General features: G+C 64.2%; 21 protein-coding genes. 10 read left to right on the top strand and 11 right to left on the bottom strand.

Features of this window, described 5'->3' with window-relative positions; translation table 11 throughout:
- Window positions 1–13: 13 nt before the first annotated feature.
- Genes F7R19_RS19335 through metC form a run of 6 tightly spaced genes read left to right on the top strand, consistent with a single transcriptional unit; the run spans window position 14 to window position 5,733 of the window.
- Window positions 14–892 (top strand): transporter substrate-binding domain-containing protein, encoded by an 879-nt coding sequence (locus F7R19_RS19335; protein WP_150981680.1) that lies wholly within the window; start codon window positions 14–16, stop codon window positions 890–892.
- Window positions 889–2,136 (top strand): aminotransferase class I/II-fold pyridoxal phosphate-dependent enzyme, encoded by a 1,248-nt coding sequence (locus F7R19_RS19330; RefSeq protein ID WP_150981679.1) that lies wholly within the window; start codon window positions 889–891, stop codon window positions 2,134–2,136. The genes F7R19_RS19335 and F7R19_RS19330 overlap by 4 nt, the downstream gene beginning before the upstream one ends.
- Window positions 2,133–2,879 (top strand): amino acid ABC transporter permease, encoded by a 747-nt coding sequence (locus F7R19_RS19325; protein WP_150981678.1) that lies wholly within the window; start codon window positions 2,133–2,135, stop codon window positions 2,877–2,879. The genes F7R19_RS19330 and F7R19_RS19325 overlap by 4 nt, the downstream gene beginning before the upstream one ends.
- Complete coding sequence (locus F7R19_RS19320) at window positions 2,869–3,681, top strand: amino acid ABC transporter permease (protein WP_150981677.1); 813 nt, start codon at window positions 2,869–2,871, stop codon at window positions 3,679–3,681. Before F7R19_RS19325 ends, F7R19_RS19320 begins: the two co-directional genes overlap by 11 nt.
- Window positions 3,668–4,522 carry an amino acid ABC transporter ATP-binding protein gene (locus tag F7R19_RS19315; protein WP_150981676.1) on the top strand — a complete coding sequence of 285 codons (855 nt, stop codon included), beginning with the start codon at window positions 3,668–3,670 and terminating at the stop codon, window positions 4,520–4,522. The genes F7R19_RS19320 and F7R19_RS19315 overlap by 14 nt, the downstream gene beginning before the upstream one ends.
- Window positions 4,523–4,533: 11 nt before the next feature.
- Complete coding sequence (metC, locus tag F7R19_RS19310; RefSeq protein WP_150981675.1) at window positions 4,534–5,733, top strand: cystathionine beta-lyase; 1,200 nt, start codon at window positions 4,534–4,536, stop codon at window positions 5,731–5,733.
- Between the two features lie 160 nt (window positions 5,734–5,893).
- Here metC and F7R19_RS19305 read toward each other — a convergent pair whose 3' ends face one another.
- From F7R19_RS19305 to F7R19_RS19280, 6 genes are all read right to left on the bottom strand, one after another.
- A complete protein-coding gene (locus F7R19_RS19305) occupies window positions 5,894–8,131 on the bottom strand; it encodes a rhodanese-like domain-containing protein (RefSeq protein ID WP_150981674.1) in 2,238 nt (745 codons plus the stop codon).
- Between the two features lie 238 nt (window positions 8,132–8,369).
- Entirely contained in the window at window positions 8,370–9,326 is a 957-nt protein-coding gene (locus tag F7R19_RS19300; RefSeq protein ID WP_170292617.1) for a Csu type fimbrial protein, read from the bottom strand.
- Entirely contained in the window at window positions 9,323–11,653 is a 2,331-nt protein-coding gene (locus F7R19_RS19295; protein ID WP_150981672.1) for a fimbria/pilus outer membrane usher protein, read from the bottom strand. The genes F7R19_RS19300 and F7R19_RS19295 overlap by 4 nt, the downstream gene beginning before the upstream one ends.
- Window positions 11,650–12,441 (bottom strand): fimbrial biogenesis chaperone, encoded by a 792-nt coding sequence (locus tag F7R19_RS19290; protein WP_150981671.1) that lies wholly within the window; start codon window positions 12,439–12,441, stop codon window positions 11,650–11,652. Before F7R19_RS19290 ends, F7R19_RS19295 begins: the two co-directional genes overlap by 4 nt.
- Window positions 12,441–12,947 (bottom strand): Csu type fimbrial protein, encoded by a 507-nt coding sequence (locus tag F7R19_RS19285; RefSeq protein ID WP_061959558.1) that lies wholly within the window; start codon window positions 12,945–12,947, stop codon window positions 12,441–12,443. The genes F7R19_RS19290 and F7R19_RS19285 overlap by 1 nt, the downstream gene beginning before the upstream one ends.
- A gap of 334 nt (window positions 12,948–13,281) precedes the next feature.
- Window positions 13,282–13,728 (bottom strand): MerR family transcriptional regulator, encoded by a 447-nt coding sequence (locus F7R19_RS19280; protein ID WP_150981670.1) that lies wholly within the window; start codon window positions 13,726–13,728, stop codon window positions 13,282–13,284.
- 134 nt (window positions 13,729–13,862) lie between these two features.
- Here F7R19_RS19280 and F7R19_RS19275 point away from each other — a divergent pair, with 134 nt between their 5' ends.
- Both F7R19_RS19275 and F7R19_RS19270 read left to right on the top strand, forming a co-directional pair.
- Window positions 13,863–15,098, top strand: coding sequence for an NADH:flavin oxidoreductase/NADH oxidase family protein (locus tag F7R19_RS19275; RefSeq protein WP_150981669.1), 1,236 nt, complete (start codon window positions 13,863–13,865; stop codon window positions 15,096–15,098).
- A 44-nt stretch (window positions 15,099–15,142) separates the two neighbouring features.
- The gene (locus F7R19_RS19270; protein WP_211922760.1) at window positions 15,143–16,114 is read left to right on the top strand and encodes an acetoacetate decarboxylase (ADC); all 972 of its coding nucleotides are present in this window, start codon (window positions 15,143–15,145) and stop codon (window positions 16,112–16,114) included.
- 109 nt (window positions 16,115–16,223) lie between these two features.
- On the opposite strand, the gene F7R19_RS19265 is transcribed toward F7R19_RS19270, so the two are convergent.
- The 3 genes from F7R19_RS19265 to F7R19_RS19255 form a co-directional block, all read right to left on the bottom strand.
- Complete coding sequence (locus tag F7R19_RS19265; protein ID WP_223506139.1) at window positions 16,224–17,831, bottom strand: DUF2957 domain-containing protein; 1,608 nt, start codon at window positions 17,829–17,831, stop codon at window positions 16,224–16,226.
- A 303-nt stretch (window positions 17,832–18,134) separates the two neighbouring features.
- A complete protein-coding gene (locus tag F7R19_RS29810) occupies window positions 18,135–18,449 on the bottom strand; it encodes a hypothetical protein (protein WP_170292616.1) in 315 nt (104 codons plus the stop codon).
- A 161-nt stretch (window positions 18,450–18,610) separates the two neighbouring features.
- Window positions 18,611–18,883 carry a YHYH domain-containing protein gene (locus tag F7R19_RS19255; RefSeq protein ID WP_223506141.1) on the bottom strand — a complete coding sequence of 91 codons (273 nt, stop codon included), beginning with the start codon at window positions 18,881–18,883 and terminating at the stop codon, window positions 18,611–18,613.
- A gap of 386 nt (window positions 18,884–19,269) precedes the next feature.
- On the opposite strand from F7R19_RS19255, the gene F7R19_RS19250 reads away from it, so the two are divergent.
- Window positions 19,270–19,701 (top strand): GFA family protein, encoded by a 432-nt coding sequence (locus F7R19_RS19250; RefSeq protein ID WP_150981667.1) that lies wholly within the window; start codon window positions 19,270–19,272, stop codon window positions 19,699–19,701.
- A 129-nt stretch (window positions 19,702–19,830) separates the two neighbouring features.
- A complete protein-coding gene (locus F7R19_RS19245) occupies window positions 19,831–20,742 on the top strand; it encodes a YihY/virulence factor BrkB family protein (protein ID WP_061958844.1) in 912 nt (303 codons plus the stop codon).
- Here the strand turns inward: F7R19_RS19245 and F7R19_RS19240 are convergent.
- Both F7R19_RS19240 and F7R19_RS19235 read right to left on the bottom strand, forming a co-directional pair.
- Complete coding sequence (locus F7R19_RS19240; RefSeq protein ID WP_150981666.1) at window positions 20,739–21,803, bottom strand: mechanosensitive ion channel family protein; 1,065 nt, start codon at window positions 21,801–21,803, stop codon at window positions 20,739–20,741. The two genes, F7R19_RS19245 and F7R19_RS19240, sit on opposite strands and share 4 nt — an antisense overlap.
- A 103-nt stretch (window positions 21,804–21,906) precedes the next feature.
- Window positions 21,907–22,701: an IclR family transcriptional regulator gene (locus F7R19_RS19235; protein ID WP_407648910.1), complete on the bottom strand. Its 795-nt coding sequence runs from the start codon at window positions 22,699–22,701 to the stop codon at window positions 21,907–21,909.
- Window positions 22,702–22,796 lie beyond the last annotated feature (95 nt).

Genomic DNA, 22,796 nt, shown 5'->3' with positions numbered 1-22,796 from the left:
GCGCAGGCACGCGATGAACAAATACCTCGTAACGGCCGCCCTGCTGCTGACCGGCGTCGCCACGGCGCATTCTGCCTGGGCCGACGCCACGCTCGACAAGATCCGCCAGCGAGGCAAGCTGTCGGTGGGCATCGATGGTCCCAGCCCGCCGTTTGGCATTCTCGATACCGCGACCGGCAAGACTGGCGGCTACCAGACCGAACTGGCGGCCGACCTGGCCCGGCGCCTTGGCGTGCAACTGGAAACCGTGCCGGTGACGGCTTCCACGCGCGTGCAGTTCCTGCAGGCGGGCAAGGTCGACCTGTTGGTGGCAAATATCCAGTGGACGCAGGAGCGCAGCGAGATTCTGAGCTTCGCCCCCACGCCTTACGACCTCGTTGGTGGCGCTGCGATGGTGTCGAAACAGAGCGGCATCAAGCGCTGGGAAGATCTGCGCGGCAAGGTGGCTTGCGTCTCCCAGGGCAGCAATTTCGCACGGCCGCTGGCAGAACAGTACGGAGCCATCGTCAAGGGGCTGCGTGGCATTCCGGAATCGCTGCTGGCGCTCAAGGGCGGCACGTGCGCGGCGTCGGTGCATATCCAGCCCGCGCTGTACCAGACAATGACCGGTCCCAACAAGGGTGAATGGGCCGGCTTTGTGCTGGCCACAGAAGACCAGTTGATTCCGTCACCAACGGTCGTGTGGACGCGTCGCGGCGAACGCGACACCGTGGCATTTGTCGACAAGGCCATCCGCGACTGGCATCAGACCGGCTTCCTGCTTGGCCAGGCCCGCAAGTTCGGTGTTCCGGAGGGCGCTTATATCCGGCCGGCCCACGAACGCGCCCGACAGGGCAAGTTCGATGTGGCGCCGCAGGACTTCGCCGTCTTCGCGGAGAGCAAGAAGCCATGACCACGCCCACCATTGCGCTCTCCCAGCGCGCGCGCCGCGTCCGACTGTCCCCCATCGCCGCTGCCGGGCAGCGCGCCGCCACGCTGGTCGGCCAGGGCCGGGACGTCCTGGCCCTGACCTCCGGCGAACCCCAATTCGACACACCGCCCGCCATCCAGCAGGCCGCTATCGCGGCCATGGCACGCGGCGAGACGCGATACCCGCCGACGCCCGGCACGCAGGCGCTGCGCCGTGCCGTGGCCGAGCGCTTTGCCGCCGACCATGCCATCAGCGTCGCACCAGCCGAGGTCTTTATCGGCAGCGGCGGCAAACAGGTGATCTTCAATGCGTTCGCGGCCACGCTGGACAGCGGTGACGAAGTCATCGTGCCGGCGCCCTATTGGGCATCGTTTCCGGACATTGTGCGCGTCAATGACGGCAACCCCGTCATCGTGCCCTGCGACCAGCAGAGCGGTTTCAAGCTGAGCGCAAGCGCGCTGGAAGCAGCGATCACGTCGCGCACGCGCTGGGTGATCCTGAACTCGCCGTCGAATCCTTCCGGTGCCGTATATACGGAGACCGAACTGTTGTCGCTGGCCGACGTGCTGCGCCGCCACCCGCAGGTGCTGGTGCTGCTCGACGAGATCTACGATCAGATTCGTTTTGTCCCGCCTGCGCGGCATTGGCTGGCGCTGGCACCCGACCTGCGCGGGCGCTCGCTGATCCTCAACGGCGCATCGAAAACCTATGCGATGACCGGCTGGCGCATCGGCTGGGGAATCGCGCCGGCCGAACTGGTGCAGGCGATGACCGCGATCCAGTCGCAGGTGTCGTCCGGCGCCAATTCGATCGGCCAAGCAGCCACCGCGGCTGCGCTGCAAGCCAACGACCGCACGCTGGCGGACTTCATCGAACATGCCCGCAACGCCTACGCGCGCCGGGCCGCGCTGACCGTGGCCGCGATCCATCGCATTTCCGGACTGCGCCTGCTGCCGCCAAACGGGGCATTCTTTGCGTACATCCACTGTGGCGGCCTGATCGGGCAGTTGCGGCCCGACGGTCGAGTGCTGGCCACCGATGGCGACGTGGTGGACTGGCTCTTGGACAGCGCCGGCGTGGCGGTCGTGGAAGGCGCCGCCTACGGGTTGTCTCCGTATTTCCGTCTGTCTTTCGCCGTGGCGGATCATGTGCTGGAAGCCGCCCTGCAGCGCATCGAGCAAGCCGTCGGCACGCTACGCCCCGCGCTGGCGGAGGCACACCCATGATCGATGCCTGGATCGCCGCCATCATCGCCGCACTCAAGCCGCTCGGGCTGAACTACGCCTTCGTTCTCGACGCTACCGAGCGCACGTCGTTCCTGCATGGATTGGTTGTAACGCTGCAACTGTGCGCGCTTACGATCCCGTGCAGCCTGCTGGCGGGCGCGGCCCTGGCGGCAATGCGCACGTCCGGCAACAAGGCACTGGCCACGCCGGCGCGCGCGTTGGTCGAACTCACGCGCAACACGCCCACGCTGGTGCAGCTCTACTGCGGATTTCTCGTACTGAACATGCTGATCACCCAGCATCTGAACAGCCTCGGCAGCAGCAATCCGCTGACGCCTTTTTTCTGGGTCGTGGCCGTCGTCTCGCTGCACAAGGCCGTGTTTCACGCCGAGGCCCTGCGTGCCGGCATCGAAGCGGTACCGCGCGTCACGCTGGAGGCCGCGCGCTCGCTTGGTTTCTCACGCCGACAACTGCTGTTGCAGGTCGAACTGCCGCTGGCCGTCCGCTTCGCGCTGCCCGCGCTCATCAACAACCTGGTCGACCTGGTCAAGATGACGGCCGTCGCGTCGGCCATCGCCGTGGGCGACGTCACGTACGAGTCGATCATGATCTGGACCCAGCGCGACAACGTGCTGGAACTGCTGTTGCTGATCCTGGCGTTCTTCGGCGTGCTGACATGGTTGGTCAGCCGCACAGGCCGCTGGCTCGAACTGCGTTGGAGGATGCCCGGCTATGGCCAGTAACCCACTTGCCCTACCCTGGCGCACCGCGCCCCATCCCGTCCGGCACACCCTTGCCAGTCCCTGGGTGCTGACCGCGCTTTGCGTGCTGGCCGTGGTCGGTTTCTGGATCGCCACCGGCAGCACGCCGGCAGCGTTCCGACACCTGTGGACGTGGTCGCCCGCGCTGCTGCGCGGCATGTGGGCCAATATCGAAATCAGCATCCTGGCCATGGCGCTGGGCACGCTGGCTGGTCTGATGATCGGCGCGTTGTCGCTGTCCACGCATCGCGGGATACGCCACTTGGCGCGGCTTTGGGTTCAGGCGTTCCGCAACGCGCCAATCCTGGTGCTGGTGTACTTCACCACCTATGTGTTTCCGTTCGAACTCCATCTTGGCCAGTGGACGGTGCCGTTTCCCGACTGGATCAAGGTCGTGCTGGGCCTTGCCCTGCCCGCCAGCGCCAATGTGGCCGAGATCTTCCGCGGCGCGATCCAGTCGATTCCCAGCGCTCAATGGGAAGCCGCCCAGTCGCTGGCGTTCCGGCGCAGCCAGATATTCCGGCTGATCGTGCTCCCGCAGTGTCTGCGGCGCATGTTGCCGCCATGGATGAACCTCTACGCCAGTATCACGATGAGCACGTCGCTGGCCTCGCTGGTGGGCGTGCACGACGTGGTCGATACCGCCCAGGTGGCCAGCAATACCGTGGCCCGCACTGACTTCACGGTGCTGGTCTATTTCACGCTGCTGGCCCTGTTCTTCGCCTATTGCTATCCGATCGCGCGCGCCACGCGTGCGCTGGAGCGTCGTCATGACCGCCACTGATTCCTTCTTGCGCCAACCGCAGGCACACGCGCCCACTCCGCCACTCATCACGCTGCGGGACGTCCATCTCACGTTCGGCGACAACACCGTGCTCAAGGGTATCGATGTCGAAGTGCGGCGCGGCGAAGCCGTGACCATCATCGGGCCGTCCGGCTCGGGCAAAAGCACGATCCTGCGCTGCATCACCGGCCTGCTGCGCCCGCAGCAGGGGCAGATCCGAGTTGGGGACACTGCCGTGGAAACGCTGCGCACCGAAGACGAGCTGATTGCGCTACGCAAGCGCGTGGGGTTCGTCTTCCAGCAGTACAACCTGTTCCCGCACCTGACCGTGCTGGAAAATCTGGTGATCGCCCCAACCCGCGTGATCGGCCGCAGCCGACGCGACGCCGAACAGGAAGCGCATGCGCTGCTGGGCAAGGTACGGCTGTCTGATAAGGCGCACGCGTATCCAGGCGAACTGTCTGGGGGTCAGCAGCAACGCGTGGCGATTGCCCGGGCGCTGGCGATGCGGCCCGAACTGATCCTGTTCGACGAGGTCACGTCGGCGCTCGACCCCGAGACAGTCGGCGAAGTGCTGACCGTGATCCGCGAGCTGGTGGAAGACGGCATGACGTGCGTGCTGGTGACCCACGAGATGCGCTTTGCCGCCGAAATCAGCGATCACATCTACTTCACCGAGGCGGGCCGCATCGTCGAGCATGGACCGCCCGAGCAGATCTTCGGCCACCCCAGCCACGAGCGCACGCGCGCCTTCTTGCGCCGCGCGCTGGGTGCCATTCCGCGCCTGCCCGCCGAATTCAACGCGGCGTTCGCCCCGGCCCCCGCAACCACCCAAGGCTGAAAGGATCAACCATGAGTCAGAACCCTGTGGACGGCGTCCATACGCGGCTGCTGCATGCCGGCTCGGCACGGCTGCGCGATGGCGCCGGACCGGTCAACGTACCGGTGGTGCGAACCAGCACGGTCCGCTTCGCGAATGTCGAGACGCTGGCCGACCGCCATCATCGCCGCTCGCATGGCGAGCGGATTGCCACCTATGGGCGTCACGGCCTCGACACCCATGAGGCGCTGGAAGATGCGCTATGCACGCTCGAAGGCGGGCATCGTGCATTCCTTGCGCCATCGGGGCTGTCGGCCATCACGCTGGTACTGCTGGCGCTGCTCGGCCCCGGCGACCATGCGCTGGTCTCCGACACGGTCTACGCGCCACTGCGCCGGGTCGACCAGACCCTGCTGCAACGGTTGGGCGTGGAGATCCAGTATTTTTCGCCCGCACATGACGACCTCGATACGCTCATTCGCCCCGAGACGCGGCTCGTCTATCTGGAATCGCCTGGGTCCCTGCTATTCGATGTGCTCGACCTGCCCGCGCTGACCGCCATCGCTCGCGCAAAAGGTGTCCCCGTGGCCATCGACAACACGTGGAGCGGCGGCTGGTTTTTGCAGCCGTTACGGCTGGGCGCCAATATCTCGATCCAGGCTGCGACGAAGTACATCGCAGGCCATTCCGACGTGATGCAGGGTGCCGTCGTGGTGGACAGCCCGGCGTTGGCCGAGCGCATTGGCACCGCGCACGAAGCGCTGGGTCTCACCATCGGCGCCGACGATGCCTACCTGGCGCTGCGCGGGCTCCGCACGCTGCCCGTACGGCTGGCGCAGCACCAGCGCAACGCCACAGCGGTGGCGCAATGGCTGCAACAGCAGCCGCAGGTCGCGCGCACTTTCTACCCCGCTTTGCCTGACGACCCCGGCCATACGCTATGGAAACGGGACTTCTCCGGTGCCAGTGGCCTGGTTTCGTTCGCGCTGAAAGGCAGCGACCATGCCGCCGCCAGCCGGCTGGTGAACGCCCTGCGACTGTTTGCGATCGGCGCATCTTGGGGCGGCTACGAGAGTCTGGCGCTGGTAGCGCCGCCCGAGCGGCTCAATGCGTCCCGAAGCTGGCGGGAACACGGCAACGACGCGCCGGTCATCCGCCTGCATATCGGATTGGAAGATCCACACGACCTGATCGCCGATCTGCGGCAAGCGTTCCAACACACCATCGCCTGAGGCTGGATGTGGGCGAAATCGAACTGCACCAGGTCCGCGCACTCACCGACGTGTCGCCCGACTTCGGCCCCGACTGTACGAACATCCAATCCGGCGCGATCTGAATGGCACAAAGGAGGCGTTGCCCTCTTTGTGCCATCGTGCGTTCTTGCCCTTTACCTCAGCTTGCTGTCTCGGCCGCCCCGATCAAGCGGAAGCCGATATCGCCCTCGCGCGTGAGTTGCTCCACGAGGTTGACCTCCCAGTCGAGGTACGCCTGAAAGCCTGCATTGCGCCGGGCCACGTCGGCATGCCGATACGGGCTGAACCAGTAGTCGTCGTCACCGGTCAGCACCCGCTCGCCGCCCGTACCCACGGGCAGCCCCGCAGCCGTCCACGCCTGCGTGCCGCCAGTTATGTAGCGGACATCGCGGCCCGTGCGCGCCGCAAGTTCCGCGGCCACCACGCGTGCGAGCACGCCATCCGAAGATGTGATCAGAATGGCGTGATCGGCCGGAACGTCGGCGATCAGCGCTTCGAGCCGATCCGGGACAGCGAAGTACGCACCGGCTGGATGACGCTTCTCGTAGGCCGACCTGCGCTCCACGTCGAACAGCCGCGCCGTGCCCCCGGCCAGCCGTTGCGCGGCCTGCTGAGATGACACCGACGCTGCAGCCGGACGCGATGCCAGCACACGGACTGGTTCCGGGCCCGTCACGAGCGCCGCGTCCGCCGACGGTGCGTAGACGAAGACGTCATGCCACCCAAGCTGCACCAGCCACGCGGCGGTCGTCAGCGCACGTACGCCGTCAAAGTCTGCCAGTACGATTTGGGCACGGCGCGTAGCCACGTACTCGTCGGTGGCCTGCACCAGTTGGCCGCCGGGTGCCCAGCGCCAGCCTGGCAGATGGCCCGCTTCGTACTCGCTGCGCGTGCGCACGTCGAAGCGGTAGAGCGTACGCGTCTGCGATGCGGCCTCAAGCTCTGCCAGGCCGTTGGCGTCGATCCGGTGCACGCCGGCCTGTGCCGCCACACGCCCGGCGCGCGCGCGAGCGTCGTCGCGCGTGGCCGCGGAAGGCTCCGGCAGCGCCGTCACGCGTCCCTGTGCCAACGTCCGGCCTGCCAGCAGCCAGGCCATCGTGCCGTCCTTGAGCGACGCCACCGGGTTGGGGATGCCTGCATCGATCAACGTCTGAGCCCCCACAATGCTGCGCGTGCGGCCCGCGCAATTGACCACCACGAGCGTGTCAGGATTCGGCGCCAACTCGCCAATCCGATAGACCAACTCCGCACCGGGCAGGCTGTGCGCGAACGGCAGGCTGAAATCGGCAAACTCTTCCGTGGTGCGGCTGTCCACCACGACGATCTCTTCGCCCGCTTCAATCCGGCGGTGCAGTGCGTCGACATCGATCCACGGCGTGTGCTTTTGATGTTCGATGATCTCGCCAAACGCCTTGCTTGGCACGTTACTTCCGCTGAACAGTTCGTGACCGGCCGCAACCCATGCGGCCACGCCGCCCTCCAGCACCGAAACATTGCCCCAGCCCAGTCGCACAAGTTTTGCCGCGGCCTGATGCGCGAGCGCGTCGGCATTGTCACCGCTATCGAGCAGGACGATGCGCGTGTCGCGACGCGGTACCAGCCGGTCGATCAGCAGTTCCAGGCGCCACAGCGGTGCGGGAGCAGCCAGCAGCGGATGGCCCTTCGCATGGACGCCGGCCTCCCGCACGTCGAGCAGTGCGATTTCCTGCCCATCATTCAGCGCAGCCTTCAGCCCCTCTGCCACGATCACGGGCGCGGCCAGCCGGCGCGGCGGGCCGAAGTGGCGATAGCTGCCGCCTGCCTTGCTCTCGAACACCACGCGGCCCGCGAGCCGATCCAGTGCGAGGCCATAGAAATGCAGATGCAGCCCGTTCTCCTCGCCAATCAGTTCGATGGTATGCACATCGTCGGGCAATAACGTGACCGAAGCGCCGGCCACGACATCGAATTCCCCGATTTCGCGCAGCTTGTCGCGCACCGGGTCGTCCGTCGCGTCGCGCGCATAGAAGTGGTTGCGCTCGCGGCCCGTGATGCCGGCGATGATCGCCCAGGTGGTGTGATCGTGCGGCGGCTGCGCCTTTCCCGGCAGACCCGCCGAGACATACAGCGCGAATCGGCCATCGAGATCTTCGGCCAGGCGGTAGACCTGCGCAGGGTTGCTGGCGGACACCGGAAAGTGCGCGTCAGGGAATAATTCCCGTTGCTGGCCCAGCGCTTCAAGCGCCCTTGCCACGGGTTCAAGCACGGACTTGTCGGTCACATCGGCGTTGCCGAGCAACTGGCGCGTGTCGTCGATAAACCGGGCTACGGCGTGGTGGCGGCGGCTGGCGATGTCGGTGCCTGGAGCGGCAGCATGAAATAACTGGGAGGCGGTCATGGCGAAGGCCCAATGGTCATGGGTCGGATGGGACAAGCTTCCGACTCTAGGGGCTGCCGCCTCTACAAGGAACGAACAAACACGCACATGGTTATGCGTAAAGGGACTGCGCCGCGCCCAGAGGCTGCGTCGGCCGATGCGGCAGAAACATCGCCCCACCTGGGACCTGATCGTTAACCGCCCGGGCATAGGCGACCTTTCAATCAGGCGATGGCACAAGACCGGGGCGACACCGCGCTCAATAGGTGATGGTAGCCGTTACCGTATCGGCATAGCTGCCGGCCTGCGGCGTCGTTTGCCCCGGCACGCGGCCGTAGACCGTGATAGTCCGCGCCACGCCGTTACCTGTGCCGGAGACCGCCGTCGTACCCTGCGTGCCGTCTCCCCAGGGTTGCGTCCGGTTGGCGTCCGAGAATAGCTGATACGCGACCATCTGCGTGCCGCCGCTACGTGTCATGCGGCGCGCCGCCACGGTGGCGCCCGAGCCCACCCCAGCATTGAGCGCGATCGAATACGGTGCGCCCTGCGTGCATTGCACGGTAAGCGTGCTGGTGGCATCGTGGTTCCCGGCAAGCAATCCGACCGCACCAAAATCGAGTGGCGTGGCCGAGATATTGCAATCGCTGATCACGTTTGCACTGGCGGTGAACGTCATTGGAATGCTGGGAGATGAGAGCTGGCTGCAATCGGGCGGCAACAGCAGATATTCGATATAGGTGACTTCGGCGTTTAGGCCGGTGAACTGCGACGTGTAGGCGCCCACGGTGGCGGCAGTCTGGCTGGCCGGTAGCTGCGCATAGTAGCTGGCGCTGGCACTGCCATTGCCGAGCAGTGCGGCAAAGTCGAGCATGACCGGTGGCGCGGCGGTGCCTGTACTGCGCGATCCCCATGGCTGGGTGCGTGCGCTATCGGTGTAGATGTTGAAGTTCAGCGTGCTCGCGCCGTTGGCCAGCGTACGAGGCGAAACCGATGTCCCCCCCGATCCGGTGCCGATATTGATGCAGGCGCGTACGCGTGCTGATACGGCCACGCCGGTGCACGTGACAGTGATCACACCCTGCACGTCGCCGGAGTTGCCGCTGACAGGGCTGTAGCTGCCAAAAGCCACCGAGGGCGCCGTGGCTGTGCAGACCGCCCAGGCGGGTTGCGTCCAGCCCGCCAGCGCCAGTACGAAGGCCAGCGCCATACGTATCATGACGCCTCCCGCAGGCATGCCACGGGCCCCAACTTCGGCAGCGGATCGGCGCTGGCGCTGTAATGCAGACGCGCGGTACAGACGCCGTCGGCCGTATCGGCGCGGAATGTATTGTCGTCATCGAGTGCGTCGAAGAACGCCAGGCCGTCGTAACCAATCACCGTGCGCGCACCGCTTTCCAGGCGTACGATCACGGTGCCGGGCGGCAGCGGCCGGCCGGCTTCGTCATGTACCACCACTTGTCCGCCGCGGTAGGACTCGACCGAGAAAGTGGCCAGCGCGCCCGACTGCAGGGCTGGCGCGATCGACAAGCGTGTGGAACTGAGCCGCGTGTTGACCGGCAGCGCCAGCGCATCGATCTCGATGCGGTTGGCGTCGTAGGGCAGCAGGTTCGGCACGAGGATATGGCCACTGTCGTTGGTGTTGCCAATGCGACGGTTCTCCACCAGCACCGGCAGGTTTGCCACGCCGCCGGTGGACACCAGAGCGAAGCTCTGGTCGATCCGCCGGCCGGCCATCACGGTGCCGTCCATCGCCACCAGCGACCCGCTGGCGCCAAATTGTGTGCTTACGCGCCCTTGCAAATCCTGCACTGCGCCATACACATCGCCGTAGCTGCCGCGAAAATTGGCCTGCGCATAGCCGCGCCACAGCCCGGCGCCTTTCCGTCCCGACACTTGCCAGCCCCATCCGCCCTCGTAGGGCGTGGCGTGACTGACCGCGCCGATCAGCGTTGGATTGCCGCCGTCTCGTCCGAGCGTGGCGGACGCCGTGGTGGTGCTGTCGATCAGATAGGTGAGCGTCATCGATACGCCATACGACGAGCCCGCTGCAAAGTCGCGATAGGCGCTGGCCGTGAACGACGTGCGGCTGTTCCACTGCGAGGTCCACGCCAGCGATCCAATGCGCGCCGCGCCGTACACCGGATCCGACAGGTCGACATAGCTGGCCGCAATATTGCCGTTGCGGCGGACCGGCACCGATACCGTGGCGCGATACAACGCGCTGGGCATCGGTGCGCCCGATCGCGCCGCCAGATCGGTATAGCGGCCGACGGTACGCGTCCCCTGCACATCGATGGCGAGGCGCGGCGTGCGCCACTGATAGCCAAGCCCGAGCTGCGTGCCGCCGGATGCGCTGAGGCTGGCCGACAAATTGAGTACGCCATTGCCTGGCACCCGGAACAGCGCGCCCGTGCCAGCCACGCCGACGCCGCGCGACGCTTCGCCGTGGCCTTCCAGCGTGACACCGTCGCTCAGGCCATAGCGCGCCGATCCATTAAAGGCCGGGGCGCTGTCGTAGCGAAAGGAATCGACGCCATAGCCATCACGCAGAAAGCCCGCTTCGAGCGAGTAGTCGAACAAGCCCGGGGCCAGCAGCCGCGCGTCAACATAGAGCGGCACCGTAGTGCTGACGTCGCGCCCCAGCGCATCGCGCACCACGATGGTGGCCTGGCCCGCGCCACTGAGCGCAGGCGCGTTGTTGATCACGAACGGCCCGCTCGGCACTTGCCCCGAGTATTGCCGCACATTGTTGATGTATAGATCGACCGCGCCGGGCACCGCTGCGGACCCGCTCAGCGCCGGTAGCGGATACGTGATGAGGTCCGGACGCAGCCCGAAGTTGCGGCGCACCTGGACGCCGCCCAACCGCACGGGACGCGACCACGGCAACGCGCCGGTGATCATGTCGCCGATCAGCACCGACTGCATGCCCCCGGGATCGGCGTGTGTCCAGTTGGTATCGAGCCGCACGTAACGAGTATCGACGCCATATGCGGTGGCAACGCCCGTGTTGCTAAACACGCCGCCCGGATGGAAAAACCGCTGCTCGCTATAGACGCCGAACTGCTGCCCGGTGTCAGGCTGCGCATAGGCGTCGTAGTTCAGCACGAAGCCCAGCCCCGGCGTAACCGGCGGGCGCACCCGGCTGCGCGTGCCCAGTTGCGTGGGGATGCGCTGACTGTCGTCGACGGTCAGGTACACGCGCTGCATCGCCGCGTCATAACGCCACGCCACGCCGGGCAGTCGATCGAGTGCTACCAGCCCCTGCGCGTCGACCAGTGCCGGGTCGGCTTGCAGTCCCAGGTCGCGCAGTTCTTCAAGCGGCGTCAGCAACATGCCGTCGCGATCGGTAAACCGCGCCACACTGCCAGTCGATTCGCCATTGACGATGACTTCGAGATATGCAGTGTGGCCGGGCACCTTTTCGACCCCTTGGGCGCATGCCGCAATGTGCTCCACGGCGGTCGCCAGCAAGCAGACGGCCATCGCAAGACGGCGCAGCGCATTGCGGTGCAGATGCAGGGAATCCGTGCGCCATGTCATGAGCCCGCAACTGGCTTGCCCTGCCCGACCGGCAGTGTGCGCGGCTCGCCATTGATGTCGCCTTCGATCCGTACGCTCCCGGTTGGCGCAAAGCCGGCAGGCATGTGGATCTTCCAGATGCGCGTGGCACCTGGCAGCGCATAGCCAAGCAGCCCTTCGGTGACGGTCACGCGCTGCGGGCCGTTGATCACCGCCACGCCGCTGATGCGTGCATGGCGGGCACCATCGTTGCGCACCGCAAGTTTCCATTCGTCCTGGTCACGCCACATCGTCAGCTTGAGCCGGAGGGGCGCGTCCGCTGGCGTGCCGGCGAACACCGGCACCGAGTAGCGCAACTGCACGCGCACGCCGGATTGGTCGACCTGTGCTTCGCGCTGCGGCAGTTCGTCGATCAGCAGGCGGTAGGCGGTCTCGGTCGGCGGCACGGCGCTGGTACTCGCGTCGTTGCGAAGCACCGGATCCAACGGACGGACCACGCGCACCATCTGCTCGGCGTTGCCGGCAATGCGCAGGATCGGCGGGCTGGCAACGGCGTCGTCGGTCGGCGTCAATACGTCCGCACCATCGGCCTGGGTCCAGCGGAATACGCGCACCTGGGCATGGATCGGGGCACCCGACGCATTGCGCAGTGTTATCGCCGCGGCGCCAGGGCCAGCCGGCAGGTCGATGCGGACAGGCGAAATTTGCAGCGATGTGGCGTGCGCCGGCGGGCAAAGCGCCAACGCGGACAGCACGCAGGCGGCCCATGCAGGCAATGCGCGGCGCCGCCCGAAGGCGGCGATGGCCATCAGAAATTTACGGTGGCGGTGACGGTGGCGGTATAGGTGCCCGCCGCGGGAGTTGGCTGCGTCGGCACGCGCCCGTACATAGTGATGGCCTGCGCCGACCCGTTGCCGGTGCCGCCCACCGTATCGGTGCCGGGCGTGTTGCCCCAGACCTGCGAGCGTGCGCTGTCGCGATAGATCTGGTACTGAACCGTAGTTGCGCCGGTGCCGGCCATCAGGCGATTGGCGATAGAACTACCTGCCGTGGTGCCGGCATCGATGCCGACCTGATACGGCGCGTTCGTGGTGCAAGTGACCGAGAGCGCGGAGGTCTGGTCGACGTTGGCAGCCAGCACGCCGTGCGAGCCGAAGTCGAGATCGCTGGCGGAGATCGTGCAATCGGCTGTCAATGTCAGCCGCACCGCGAACGTCGTCGTCTTGGTGGCGGCGCCAAGCCAGCCCGGCGATGTTGCCAACGCGCCGAACAACACCACTTGCATCGGCACGCTGAAGCGGCGAGATCCAGTCATACCTATCTCCATTGGCAGCGATGTCCAGATGGTAGCGATCACTGGATCACTTGGCACAAGCTTTTACCATGTTCAATTGCATTTAATGCGAATTGGCGCTGAAATTAGCGAAACTAAACACGGTCCAACTGCTTGAAAGCCTTGCCAGAACTGGGTTTGCCGCCGGCGTGCGTGAGGTTTCCCGATACCCGATTCCGCGCGCGCAAGCGGCAACAGTCGTTTGAAACGTGACGTTAAAAAAACTCCGTGAGGCGCTTCTCCAGGCGCCGGGTCGACGTGGGCCTTGAGCCGTGCAACGGCCTACGGGCGATAGAAGTCGTGCCGGATATTAAGGTCACTTCGTACCCGGACGGCGACGCTTGTCCTTCACGACCGCGCCCTTTGCGCGCAGCCGATCCATCACCCATTGCGCTCCGTCTGCGCAATCCAGTTCCGCAGGCCGCTCTTCGATATTCTTGATAGCGGCAAGCAGTTTGGCGCGGTTGGCCTTCAGTCGCTTCTGCATGTCTTCGATTTCGGCGACCTTGTGCTTGAGTGCATCCAGCAATTCATCATGCTGCCAGTTCCCCGATCCAAGCGGCAGCAAATGCCGGATTTGTTCGAGGGAAAATCCTGCGGCTTGTGCGCTGGCAATGATTTCCAGAATCCACACCGCGTCGGGCGAGTAGTCGCGATAGCCGTTGGACGAGCGCTCCACGGCTGTGATCAGGCCGGCGGCCTCGTAGAAGCGAATGCGAGAGGCTGACAAGCCGCTGCGCCGCGCTAGTTCTCCTATCCTCATAACCAAAAAACATTGACCTTGAAGTGAGCTTCAATCCTACAGTGGATTGGGCCGGAGCGACATCGCAAAAAACCGCTTGACCTTCAAGTTAACTATAACCTTAAAGTCGAGGCACGCTCTAACGAGGTGATCTCATGACCGTGTTCGACATACTCCCCCTCCCCAATGGTTCAAGCCTTCCAAACCGCATCGCCAAGGCTGCGATGGAAGAGAACATGGCGGACGCCGACCATGCGCCTTCCGACGCGCTGATTCGCCTGTACAGCGCATGGGCGGATGGCGGCGCCGGCTTGCTGCTTACTGGCAATGTCATGGTGGACGGCCGAGCCATGACCGGGCCAGGCGGCGTGGTACTGGAAAACGCGCGGCACCTGGAGCGATTTAAACGGTGGGCCAGCGCAGGCCGCGCCCACGGCGCGCAGTTCTGGCTGCAGATCAACCACCCGGGCCGCCAGATGCCTGCCAGCCTGGGGCAAGCTACCTGGGCACCGTCCGCGGTAGCCATTGATCTGGGCAAAATGTCCAAACACTTCAACCCACCGCAGGCGATGACGGAAGCAGTGATCGTCGACGTCATCCAACGCTTCGCGCGGACGGCGCAGTTAGGCGAACAGGCGGGCTTCACGGGCGTCCAGATTCATGCCGCGCACGGTTACCTCGTGAGCCAGTTCCTGTCTCCGCTAACGAATCACCGAACAGACCGCTGGGGCGGCCCGCTGGAAAATCGCGCGCGGCTGCTGGTCGAGATCGTCAGGGCGGTTCGCGCGGCGGTCTCACCGAGTTTTGCGGTGGCGGTCAAGCTGAACTCCGCCGATTTCCAGCGTGGCGGGTTCAGCGTCGATGACGCGCGCGAAGTCGTGCAAATGCTTAACGGTCTGGACGTCGACTTGGTCGAACTGTCCGGCGGCAGCTACGAAGCCCCTGCGATGCAAGGTCAGGCTCGCGATGGCCGCACCCTGGCCCGCGAGGCGTACTTTCTGGAATTCGCCCGGGACATTCGCGCCGTGGCGAAGATGCCGATCATGGTCACCGGAGGCATCCGCCGCCTTGCCGTGGCTGAGGAGGTGATTCGCAGCGGCGTGGACATGGTCGGCATCGGCACCGCGCTCGCAATCAACCCGCGGCTGCCGCGCGTCTGGCGGGCCGGGCAGCAAGCGGCGCCAGTCCTGCCCCCTATCACTTGGAAAAACAAGGCGCTGGCATCGCTGGCCAATATGGCGGCGGTCAAGTTCCAACTGCGCCAGCTCAGCCGCGGCAAGCCGACGAACGCGCGTGTGTCGCCATTGCGCGCGCTGATCTTGCAGCAAACCAGCGATGCATGGCGCGCCAGAAAGTACCGGCGATGGGTTAGCGAGCGCGCTGTTGTCTGACCGACGACCCAACCCGACATGCACCTCTACCCTTGCACCACGAAATGACGATCCGCAAATTTGCTGTAACCGGTGCCGTTCTCGGCACCACCCTGACGCCTGCTTGGGCCGATGCCACGCCATCTCCCACCACAAGCATCGATATCGCTGGCCATCGGGTTCCAGTTTTAAAGGGCGGACTCTATGACCGCTTTCGTTCGAACCCGTCGCTTGCCGTCATCGAGGCCGAAGCGCCGGATGTGGACCTGAGTTGGTTCAGAAAACTCAAGAAAGAGAAAGTCGATATTGGCTTTGAATCGTATTCGCCGAACTTCTACTACAAGAACAGCAGAGTTACCGCCATTTTTACCGCGGACATTGACCGGCTTCGAGAATTGATGCCCCCGGCTGTGCTTAAAAAGGTGCAGCCGCTTCAGGTATGGCCCGGCAGAGGATTGGTCGCACTTACGGCCTATGCGTATCGCTACTGCGATAACGATAGCTACAACGAGATTGGGCTATCGGTCATCACGACACGGCCCGATGGCGTCAGCCTCGGACCCTTGACGCTGATGAGCCAGGCCATGTCGAATGACTTCTGGGGCTACGTACTCAAATTGCCCGTCAATACCGAACTTGCGCGGGTGCGTGGTGTCGTCGGATACAACCTGCCGAAGTGGCTGACGGGCATCCACTATCGCGAGACCGACAGTTCGGTCGTCGTCGAGATTCTGGACAGCGAAACGGGCAAGGTCGACGTCAAGCTGGAGGCGAGCAAGCTGGACAGTGTGTCGCACAAGGTAGTGCTCGTGACGAACAGCTTCACGAATATCGACCAGCAGGGACGGTTGACCACCGGCCATACAACCTCCCGGCAGCTTTCGCACGCGTCGAGTTCAAGTGCCGAAGCGGTCCATCTGGGCCTGACGGACGGAAGCCTGTCGCTGTTTATCAAATCCCTGAAGCTGGGCAAGATGCTCAAGTACGAATATGTTCCAGAGTTCCAGGGTGCGCTTTACGCACCGAGGCTGTTGTAGGCCACGGCTTTCGTCGCATTGGCGACAACGGCGGCATATCACGCAAAACTTCCGCCACCGTTCTTCTGCATTGGAGTCTGACAAATGGCGTCCGCCAGCAGTCGCCGCTTCAAGGGAGCGCCATGCCGAACTGCACAAAGGGGTTGTATTTGTTCGAATTCATGATCAGCGCGTAAACCGGCCCGTTCCTGACCATCACGCCCATATCCCCGACGTTAAACAGCGGGATATTTCCGGAGGGGCCCTGCGTACTGAATGCTTGCAACGCGCTGACCTTCACCTTGCCGGGCACGGTCTGCGCATAGTCCAACGACAGCGATGGTGTTGCGGACGATACGGTGGCACCTGCTTGCACGCCGTCTGCTCCATGGAACAGGTTGCCCACGTAGATGGCCGCCGGCGTTGACGTGCTCGATCCATCGAGGCAGTTACCCGCATCAGGGTGGAATAGCGATCCGCTGTAAACCCCCGGAAGATCGGGATGATCGACGCTCGGATCGAACACGCCCATGGCGACCGCTGGAGAGCCGCTTGGGCCGTTGTTGGCGACCTTGCCGCACAGTGCGGCGGACGATACCGCGACGTACTTACCGTCAAAGGCGTTGGCCTGCACGGCGGTAGCCGGCACCAGCAATGACAGCCCGACTTGGTCGTCGACGACCGAGGTCAGCAGATTCCCTGGCGGATGGTTGACGAATCCGATCCGTGCCACCACAGGAATCCGCTGGTTGCCGACCTTGCCGACGATCATGATGCCGTGTGCCAGCGAAGGCTGCAGCAATACGATGGGCTGGGCGTTGCCGACCGTTACGTAAGGTACGCCCGCCGACACGCTGCTGCTCGCGAATGCATTGTCTTGTGATCCATCGGCGTTGTGGCGTCGCGTCCATGGCGTGCCCGTAGTGCGGCAGGAATATCCATTTCCCTCGGCAGCGCATGAACCGCTTGCATTCAGCGTTTCCGTCCAGTTGACGGGCTCCGGCTCCCAGCCTTGGGGAGCGGCCGTCTGGTAGCTGGAGCCCGACGGCGTCAGATACATGCCAACGACATGGTAGCGGCCCGCTACCTGGGACAGATCGGTTTCCGTCACCGCAAAACCGATAAACGGAAAACTGTCGAAGCTGCGCTTGGGCACGGCAGCAATCACGGTGCCCGGCGCCAGCTCAATACCATCGAACTGAAATGTCGCCCCCGGGGACCCGCCTGTGACAACGCCAAATCCTACAAAGAGCATGGGTGGATTGGCCGGATTGATCGTCGCCGCGTAGCTGCCATCTGATGTCTGGCCGCTTTGCAGCACGATGGCGCAGCGATTCTGTTCGGCGGTCGGCAGGGTAGCGGGATGAGTGAAGTCCCCCTCGATCGTCAGGCCCGCCCGGGTGTTCTGGAGTTGGCCGGTGGATCTTGGCACCGACGACTCCACAAACGTCATCCGGTACCGCCGGGTCGCGGTGTCGATGCTGAGCTTGATGTACTCCCCACCGGCAGAGGCGCCAGTGAAGGTGGTGCCGTAGTCGAGTGCAGCGGGGCACAACGGTGTGACCGGTGCGGGCGTCTCGGGATCCGGATTGGCATTGCATGCCGAACCTGTGCAGGCGGCAGTCGTTGGCGGTGTCGGCGTATCGTCCTGGCAGCCGCTTAAGGCAAACAGCAATGACGCGGCGACAAATACGTGCATGGCAAGACCTGGATGACCCCATCCCGTTTTTTTACTCATCGGTTTTCCCCGGTATTCGAAGGCTCTGACGCCCGGCTCGCTCTATATTGGGTGTGGCGAGATTTGCGCTACTCTAGCATTTTTGGTGATTACGCAGTTTCCCCGATTTTGGGTACGCGAACGCCCTTTTGCCACCGTGACTCGCTCATCGCTTTCAAGAAGCGGGCTGCCCTGCCCCACCCTCCTGGCAGAGGGGCGCTCAATTGGTGCGCCTTTGTTTTTGGTAACATCCAGCCCCATTCAAACATGCAGATCCGAGGAACACGGCACTATGGGCAAGGCAGGTAGTTGCGCTGTGAGATGTCAGAAAATTGCTGCAGCGATCGTCTGCTCGATGTTGGCCGCCTGCTCCACGCCGGCGCCATCGTCTTCAGGCCGCCAACTGTCGACGTATGACGTGTCGACGGAGTACGCGACCGAATATTCGCCCGACGGTTTTACGTTGCTGGTTTTCCACCGATATCCGGACTTCACGATACGACACACCACAGCGGTCTCGGCTTGCACAACAGCAGCCCGTAGCGTGGCTAACAGTCTTGCCGATCGATGGGCCAGGAAGGTCGCGCCAATTGAGGAGAGTCGTGTCACCGTGCAAACCAGCAGAAACTGGCTGGGCAAGATTACGGCGTGCTCGGCGAAGGTTCCCGTGACGTGGGCGCACTAATGCCGACGAACGGTCTCTCCCTCGAGACCCCGTCCGGTTATCGACCTAGTCGTATACCGATTCGGCGACGAGGTTGGCGCTGCGTGCACTTGCCTGAGAAGACACGCAGGGTTCTTCAGCAACCGCCGTAGTTTTTTCGGCCACTCGCGGTGATGGTATATGTGCCACCCCGGGGGCCGGTGTAGCAGGTTTGACCGCTCGGCGTTTGCCGACCGGACAGAAAGGAATTGGCGTTACCCGGACGCCCATCGGGACTGACAGAGGACTTTGAAGTGGCGCCAGCATTGGTCGCCCAGCCTCGGTGGCAGTGATACTCGCCGGTCTTTCTATTGGTGTGGCAGCCCTCGGCATTGAGGCCGCCGCCGTGCGCATTGGCCGAGCCCGACATGCATGCTGCCCAAATCCCAAGAGCAGCGATTCGAAGCGCCCGAGTCTTTCGCGATAAACGCTGGTCCATGCGACCTCTTCCCTATGTCTTATGTTTGCAGCATCCTGGCCGCGGATCGCGATTCTGCGGCTGTCCTTCTGTGCGGGCCATCCCGCCGAAGTGGGATGCCTTGCAGCCGAACTGGCTTCCGTCGAGTTCGGATGACGCAGCGGCAGCGCTTTTGTGGCGACCCTCTCGCGATAGATTATTTAAAGGAAATCGCAAATTTATCTCGTTTGTCAGACCGCAATAAGATAGATATCCTGCTTCGGCGCCTGTGACGCTCTTCCGCACTCATACCGTTTAACCATTGCCAGCTGGCACCGCATGACGGAGATACCCCCAATATGTCGACCGATACGAACCAGCGGACGGGAAAATGCCACTGCGGCGCGGTGCGCTTTGTGGTCACGCTGAGCGACGGGCTCAATACGGTCCGTCGATGCAACTGTTCCTACTGCCGCATGCGCGGCGCGGCGGTGGTCGCGGCGGAAATAGGCGGCATCCAGTTTGTGCAGGGAGAAGAGATGCTTACCAGTTACCGGTTCAACACCGGCACGGCGCAGCATTTCTTTTGTTCCCGCTGCGGCATTCACACCCATCTGCAGCGCAGATCGAATCCAAACCTGTTCGGCGTGAATGTGGCCTGCCTGGACGGCGTCAGCCCGTTCGATTTCGCCGAAATGCCGGTTGTGGACGGGGTCAACCATCCAAACGACACCGGCGAGCCTGCGCGACTGGCGGGCACGCTGCGCTTTGTGGCGGCTGCCGTCACGTGAGATGCGAAGGTTTTTCATGCCGCCGCCGCCGCGTGTCAGACCGCGACCGATAGCTGCGGGTCGCCGCGAGACGCTAGCCTTTCAGCAGGAGACTGCAGCGGGAGGCACATCATGCGGGAAGCACAGCGAATGGTCGGGGCAAGGCCGACCGCCGGAACGTTGCTACGGTTGCTGAGAGACACGGTCACCGCCTGGCGCGACGACTATGCGCCAAGCATGGGGGCGGCGCTGGCGTACTACACCGTGTTTTCCGTTGCGCCGCTGCTGCTGATCGTCATTGCGGTAGCCGGGCTCGCGTATGGCGACGAAGCCGCGCGTGGCGCGGTTGTGGCGCAGATCGGTGGCCTGGTGGGCGATGAAGGCGCGCGTGCCATCGAGGACATGCTGGTGTCGCTAAGTTCTCCGGCGAAGGGATCGCTGACCGCCGTGCTTAGCACCGTCACGTTGCTGGTGGGTGCCACGACGGTATTTGCCGAGTTGCAGGATGCGCTGGACCGCATCTGGCGCGTGCCCGAACGCAAGAAGCCGTCGGGCATCTGGGAACTGCTGCGCGCGCGCGTGTTGTCGTTTGGAATGATCCTGGGCATCGGCTTTCTGCTGATCGTGTCGCTCGTGGCCAGCGCGGCACTGGCGGCGATGGGCCGATACTGGTCGCCGATGCTGGGCGACGCCGAGTGGCTGGCGCAGATGATCGACATGGCGCTGGGCTTCGTGATGGTCACCGTGGTGTTCGCCATGATCTACAAGATCATGCCGCATGCGGACGTACGCTGGCCCGATGTGTGGCTCGGCGCAGCCGTCACCGCGGCGCTGTTCACGGTGGGCAAGCTGCTGATCGGCCTCTATATCGGGAAGACCGGCATCGCCACCGGTTACGGTGCGGCGGGGTCCTTGGTCGTGATTCTTGTATGGGTGTATTACTCCGCGCAAATCTTTCTGCTCGGCGCGGAGTTCACTTGGCTTTACGCCAACCGGTTCGGGTCGTTCCGAGGCCAGGAACTGCGCGAACGCCAATCGCGCGCACGGGTGCCGGCGCCCTAGCCTGGCGTCTGCGACGCTGCGCTTTCGCCTTCGATCCTCAGGCGCGGCAGGAACTGCGGGTATTCGCGCTGCATGAAGTCGATCAGCGCTTCACGGATGGCGCAGCGCAGATCCCACGCCAGGCCCGATGACGCGGCGGTGCACAGCACGCGCAACTGCATGGTCTTTTCGGTCGTATCGCTGACCACGAGATTGAAGAAGCGCCCGTCCCATTCGGGCCGCTCCTTGACGATGCGCGTCAACGCCTCGCGCAGCGGGGCAAGCGGCATGCCGTAGTCGACGTGGAAGAACACCGCGCCCATGATCTGCGCGCTGTTGCGCGTCCAGTTCTGAAACGGCTTTTCGATGAAGTACTGCAACGGGATGATCAGGCGGCGCTCGTCCCAGATCTTCAGCACCACATACGTGCTGGTGATTTCTTCCACGCGCCCCCATTCGCCCTCGACGATCAGCACATCGTCAAGGCGCAGCGGCTGCGTCAGCGCCAGCTGCAGCCCGGCAATCATGTTGCTGAAGACGGGCTTGGCAGCGAAACCGGCGATCAGGCCGACCACACCCGCCGAGGCCAGCAGACTTGCGCCCACCTGCCGCGCGCCGGGAAACGTCATCAACAACATGGCGGTGCCCATTACCACCACCAGCGTCATCGCAATGCGGGAGATCACGCGCGTCTGCGTGTGAATGCGCCGGGCGCTGATGTTGTCCGCGACATCGACGGGATGCTGGTCGAGTATGCCCTGCGCAAATCCGGCGATGATCCGCACGATCAACCAAGTGGTGGCGACGATCAGCAGCAAACCATTCAGATGCCGGATGCTATCGATCCAGCGCAGGTCATCCGGTGCGGCCTGCCATGTCGTCTGCAACAGCATCAACGGCACCACCGCGGTTGCCGCCACGCGCGACTTTGCCACGATGGCGTGCAGCACCGGCGTATGGCGCGTCATCCGCAGCAGCAGCAGGCTGCCAAGCCGATGCACCAGCAAACCGAGCAGTATCGCCGCCACCGCGCCCATTGCCGTGCCAAACCACGGGTGGTTCACCAGGATGGCCATGTTCATCGTTCAGGTTCCTCGCTGCATCATCCCCAAGCGGGTATCCCCATAGCGACGCCCACCACGCCGAAAAGTTTCAGGACGACACCTGCATGGCCCTCGCCGCGCCTCAGGGGTGCCAGGTCGACGGTTTCTCGAGCGGTGTGACGGGCCGCTGGCTCCCCGCCATGGCATAGGAAAGTTTGTTGGCCGCATCGACCACGGTCTGCGCCAGTTCCAGCAAGCGCGTTTCGTTCAGGCGGGAAGTGGGCCCCGATATGCACATCGACCCCAGTAGCCGCCAATGCAGACCGAACACTGGCGCCGATACGCTCGACACTTCGGGCTCGCGCTCGCCGAGGGACAGATGAAAGCCGCGGCGGCGAATCATCTCGTGCAGTTCCCCGGGCTCGCCCGAAAACGCCAGGATGACCCGCCCCGGGGAGCCACTGTCCAGCGGCAGCGCCGCGCCGATCCGCACGTGATGGCGGATCGCCTGCGGGCCTTCCACGCGGAGCAGGCAGGTTCGCTGTTGACCTTCGCGGACATAGAACGACGCGCTTTCACCGGTCTTCATCGTCAACTCGCGCAGCACCGGCTCGACCACCTCCTGCACGTTGAAGGTGGCCTGGTAGCACGCGCCCAGCCAACCCGCCGCGCGGCCCAGCCGCCAGTTTCCGTCTTCTTTCTGCACCAGATAGTTGTCCGCCGCCAGCGTGCGAGCCAGGCGCAGCACGGTGGTCTTGTGGATGCCGGTGCGTCGGCTCAGTTCGGCAAGCGAGAGCTGTGGGTCATTGACGCCGAACGCTTCCAGTACCCGCAGCGCGCGCGTGACCGCGATAACGCCCGAACTGCCGTCCTCGACCTTCGGGATGTCGCTCGAATCACTATTTGGGGTCGCCTCAGAAAACGGAAAATAAAGCACGCTAAGCCGGTTGCAGCGGTCGTAGCGGCCTGAACTTGCCCGCGCCGATCTTGGCGCTGCTGCGCCAGAGGTAATCGCCGGTGAGGTTGATGTGC

Origin of the sequence: Cupriavidus pauculus (genome assembly GCF_008801835.1) — a bacterium.
Classification (GTDB): domain Bacteria; phylum Pseudomonadota; class Gammaproteobacteria; order Burkholderiales; family Burkholderiaceae; genus Cupriavidus; species Cupriavidus pauculus.
This window is presented reverse-complemented; position numbering and strand designations above follow the sequence as displayed.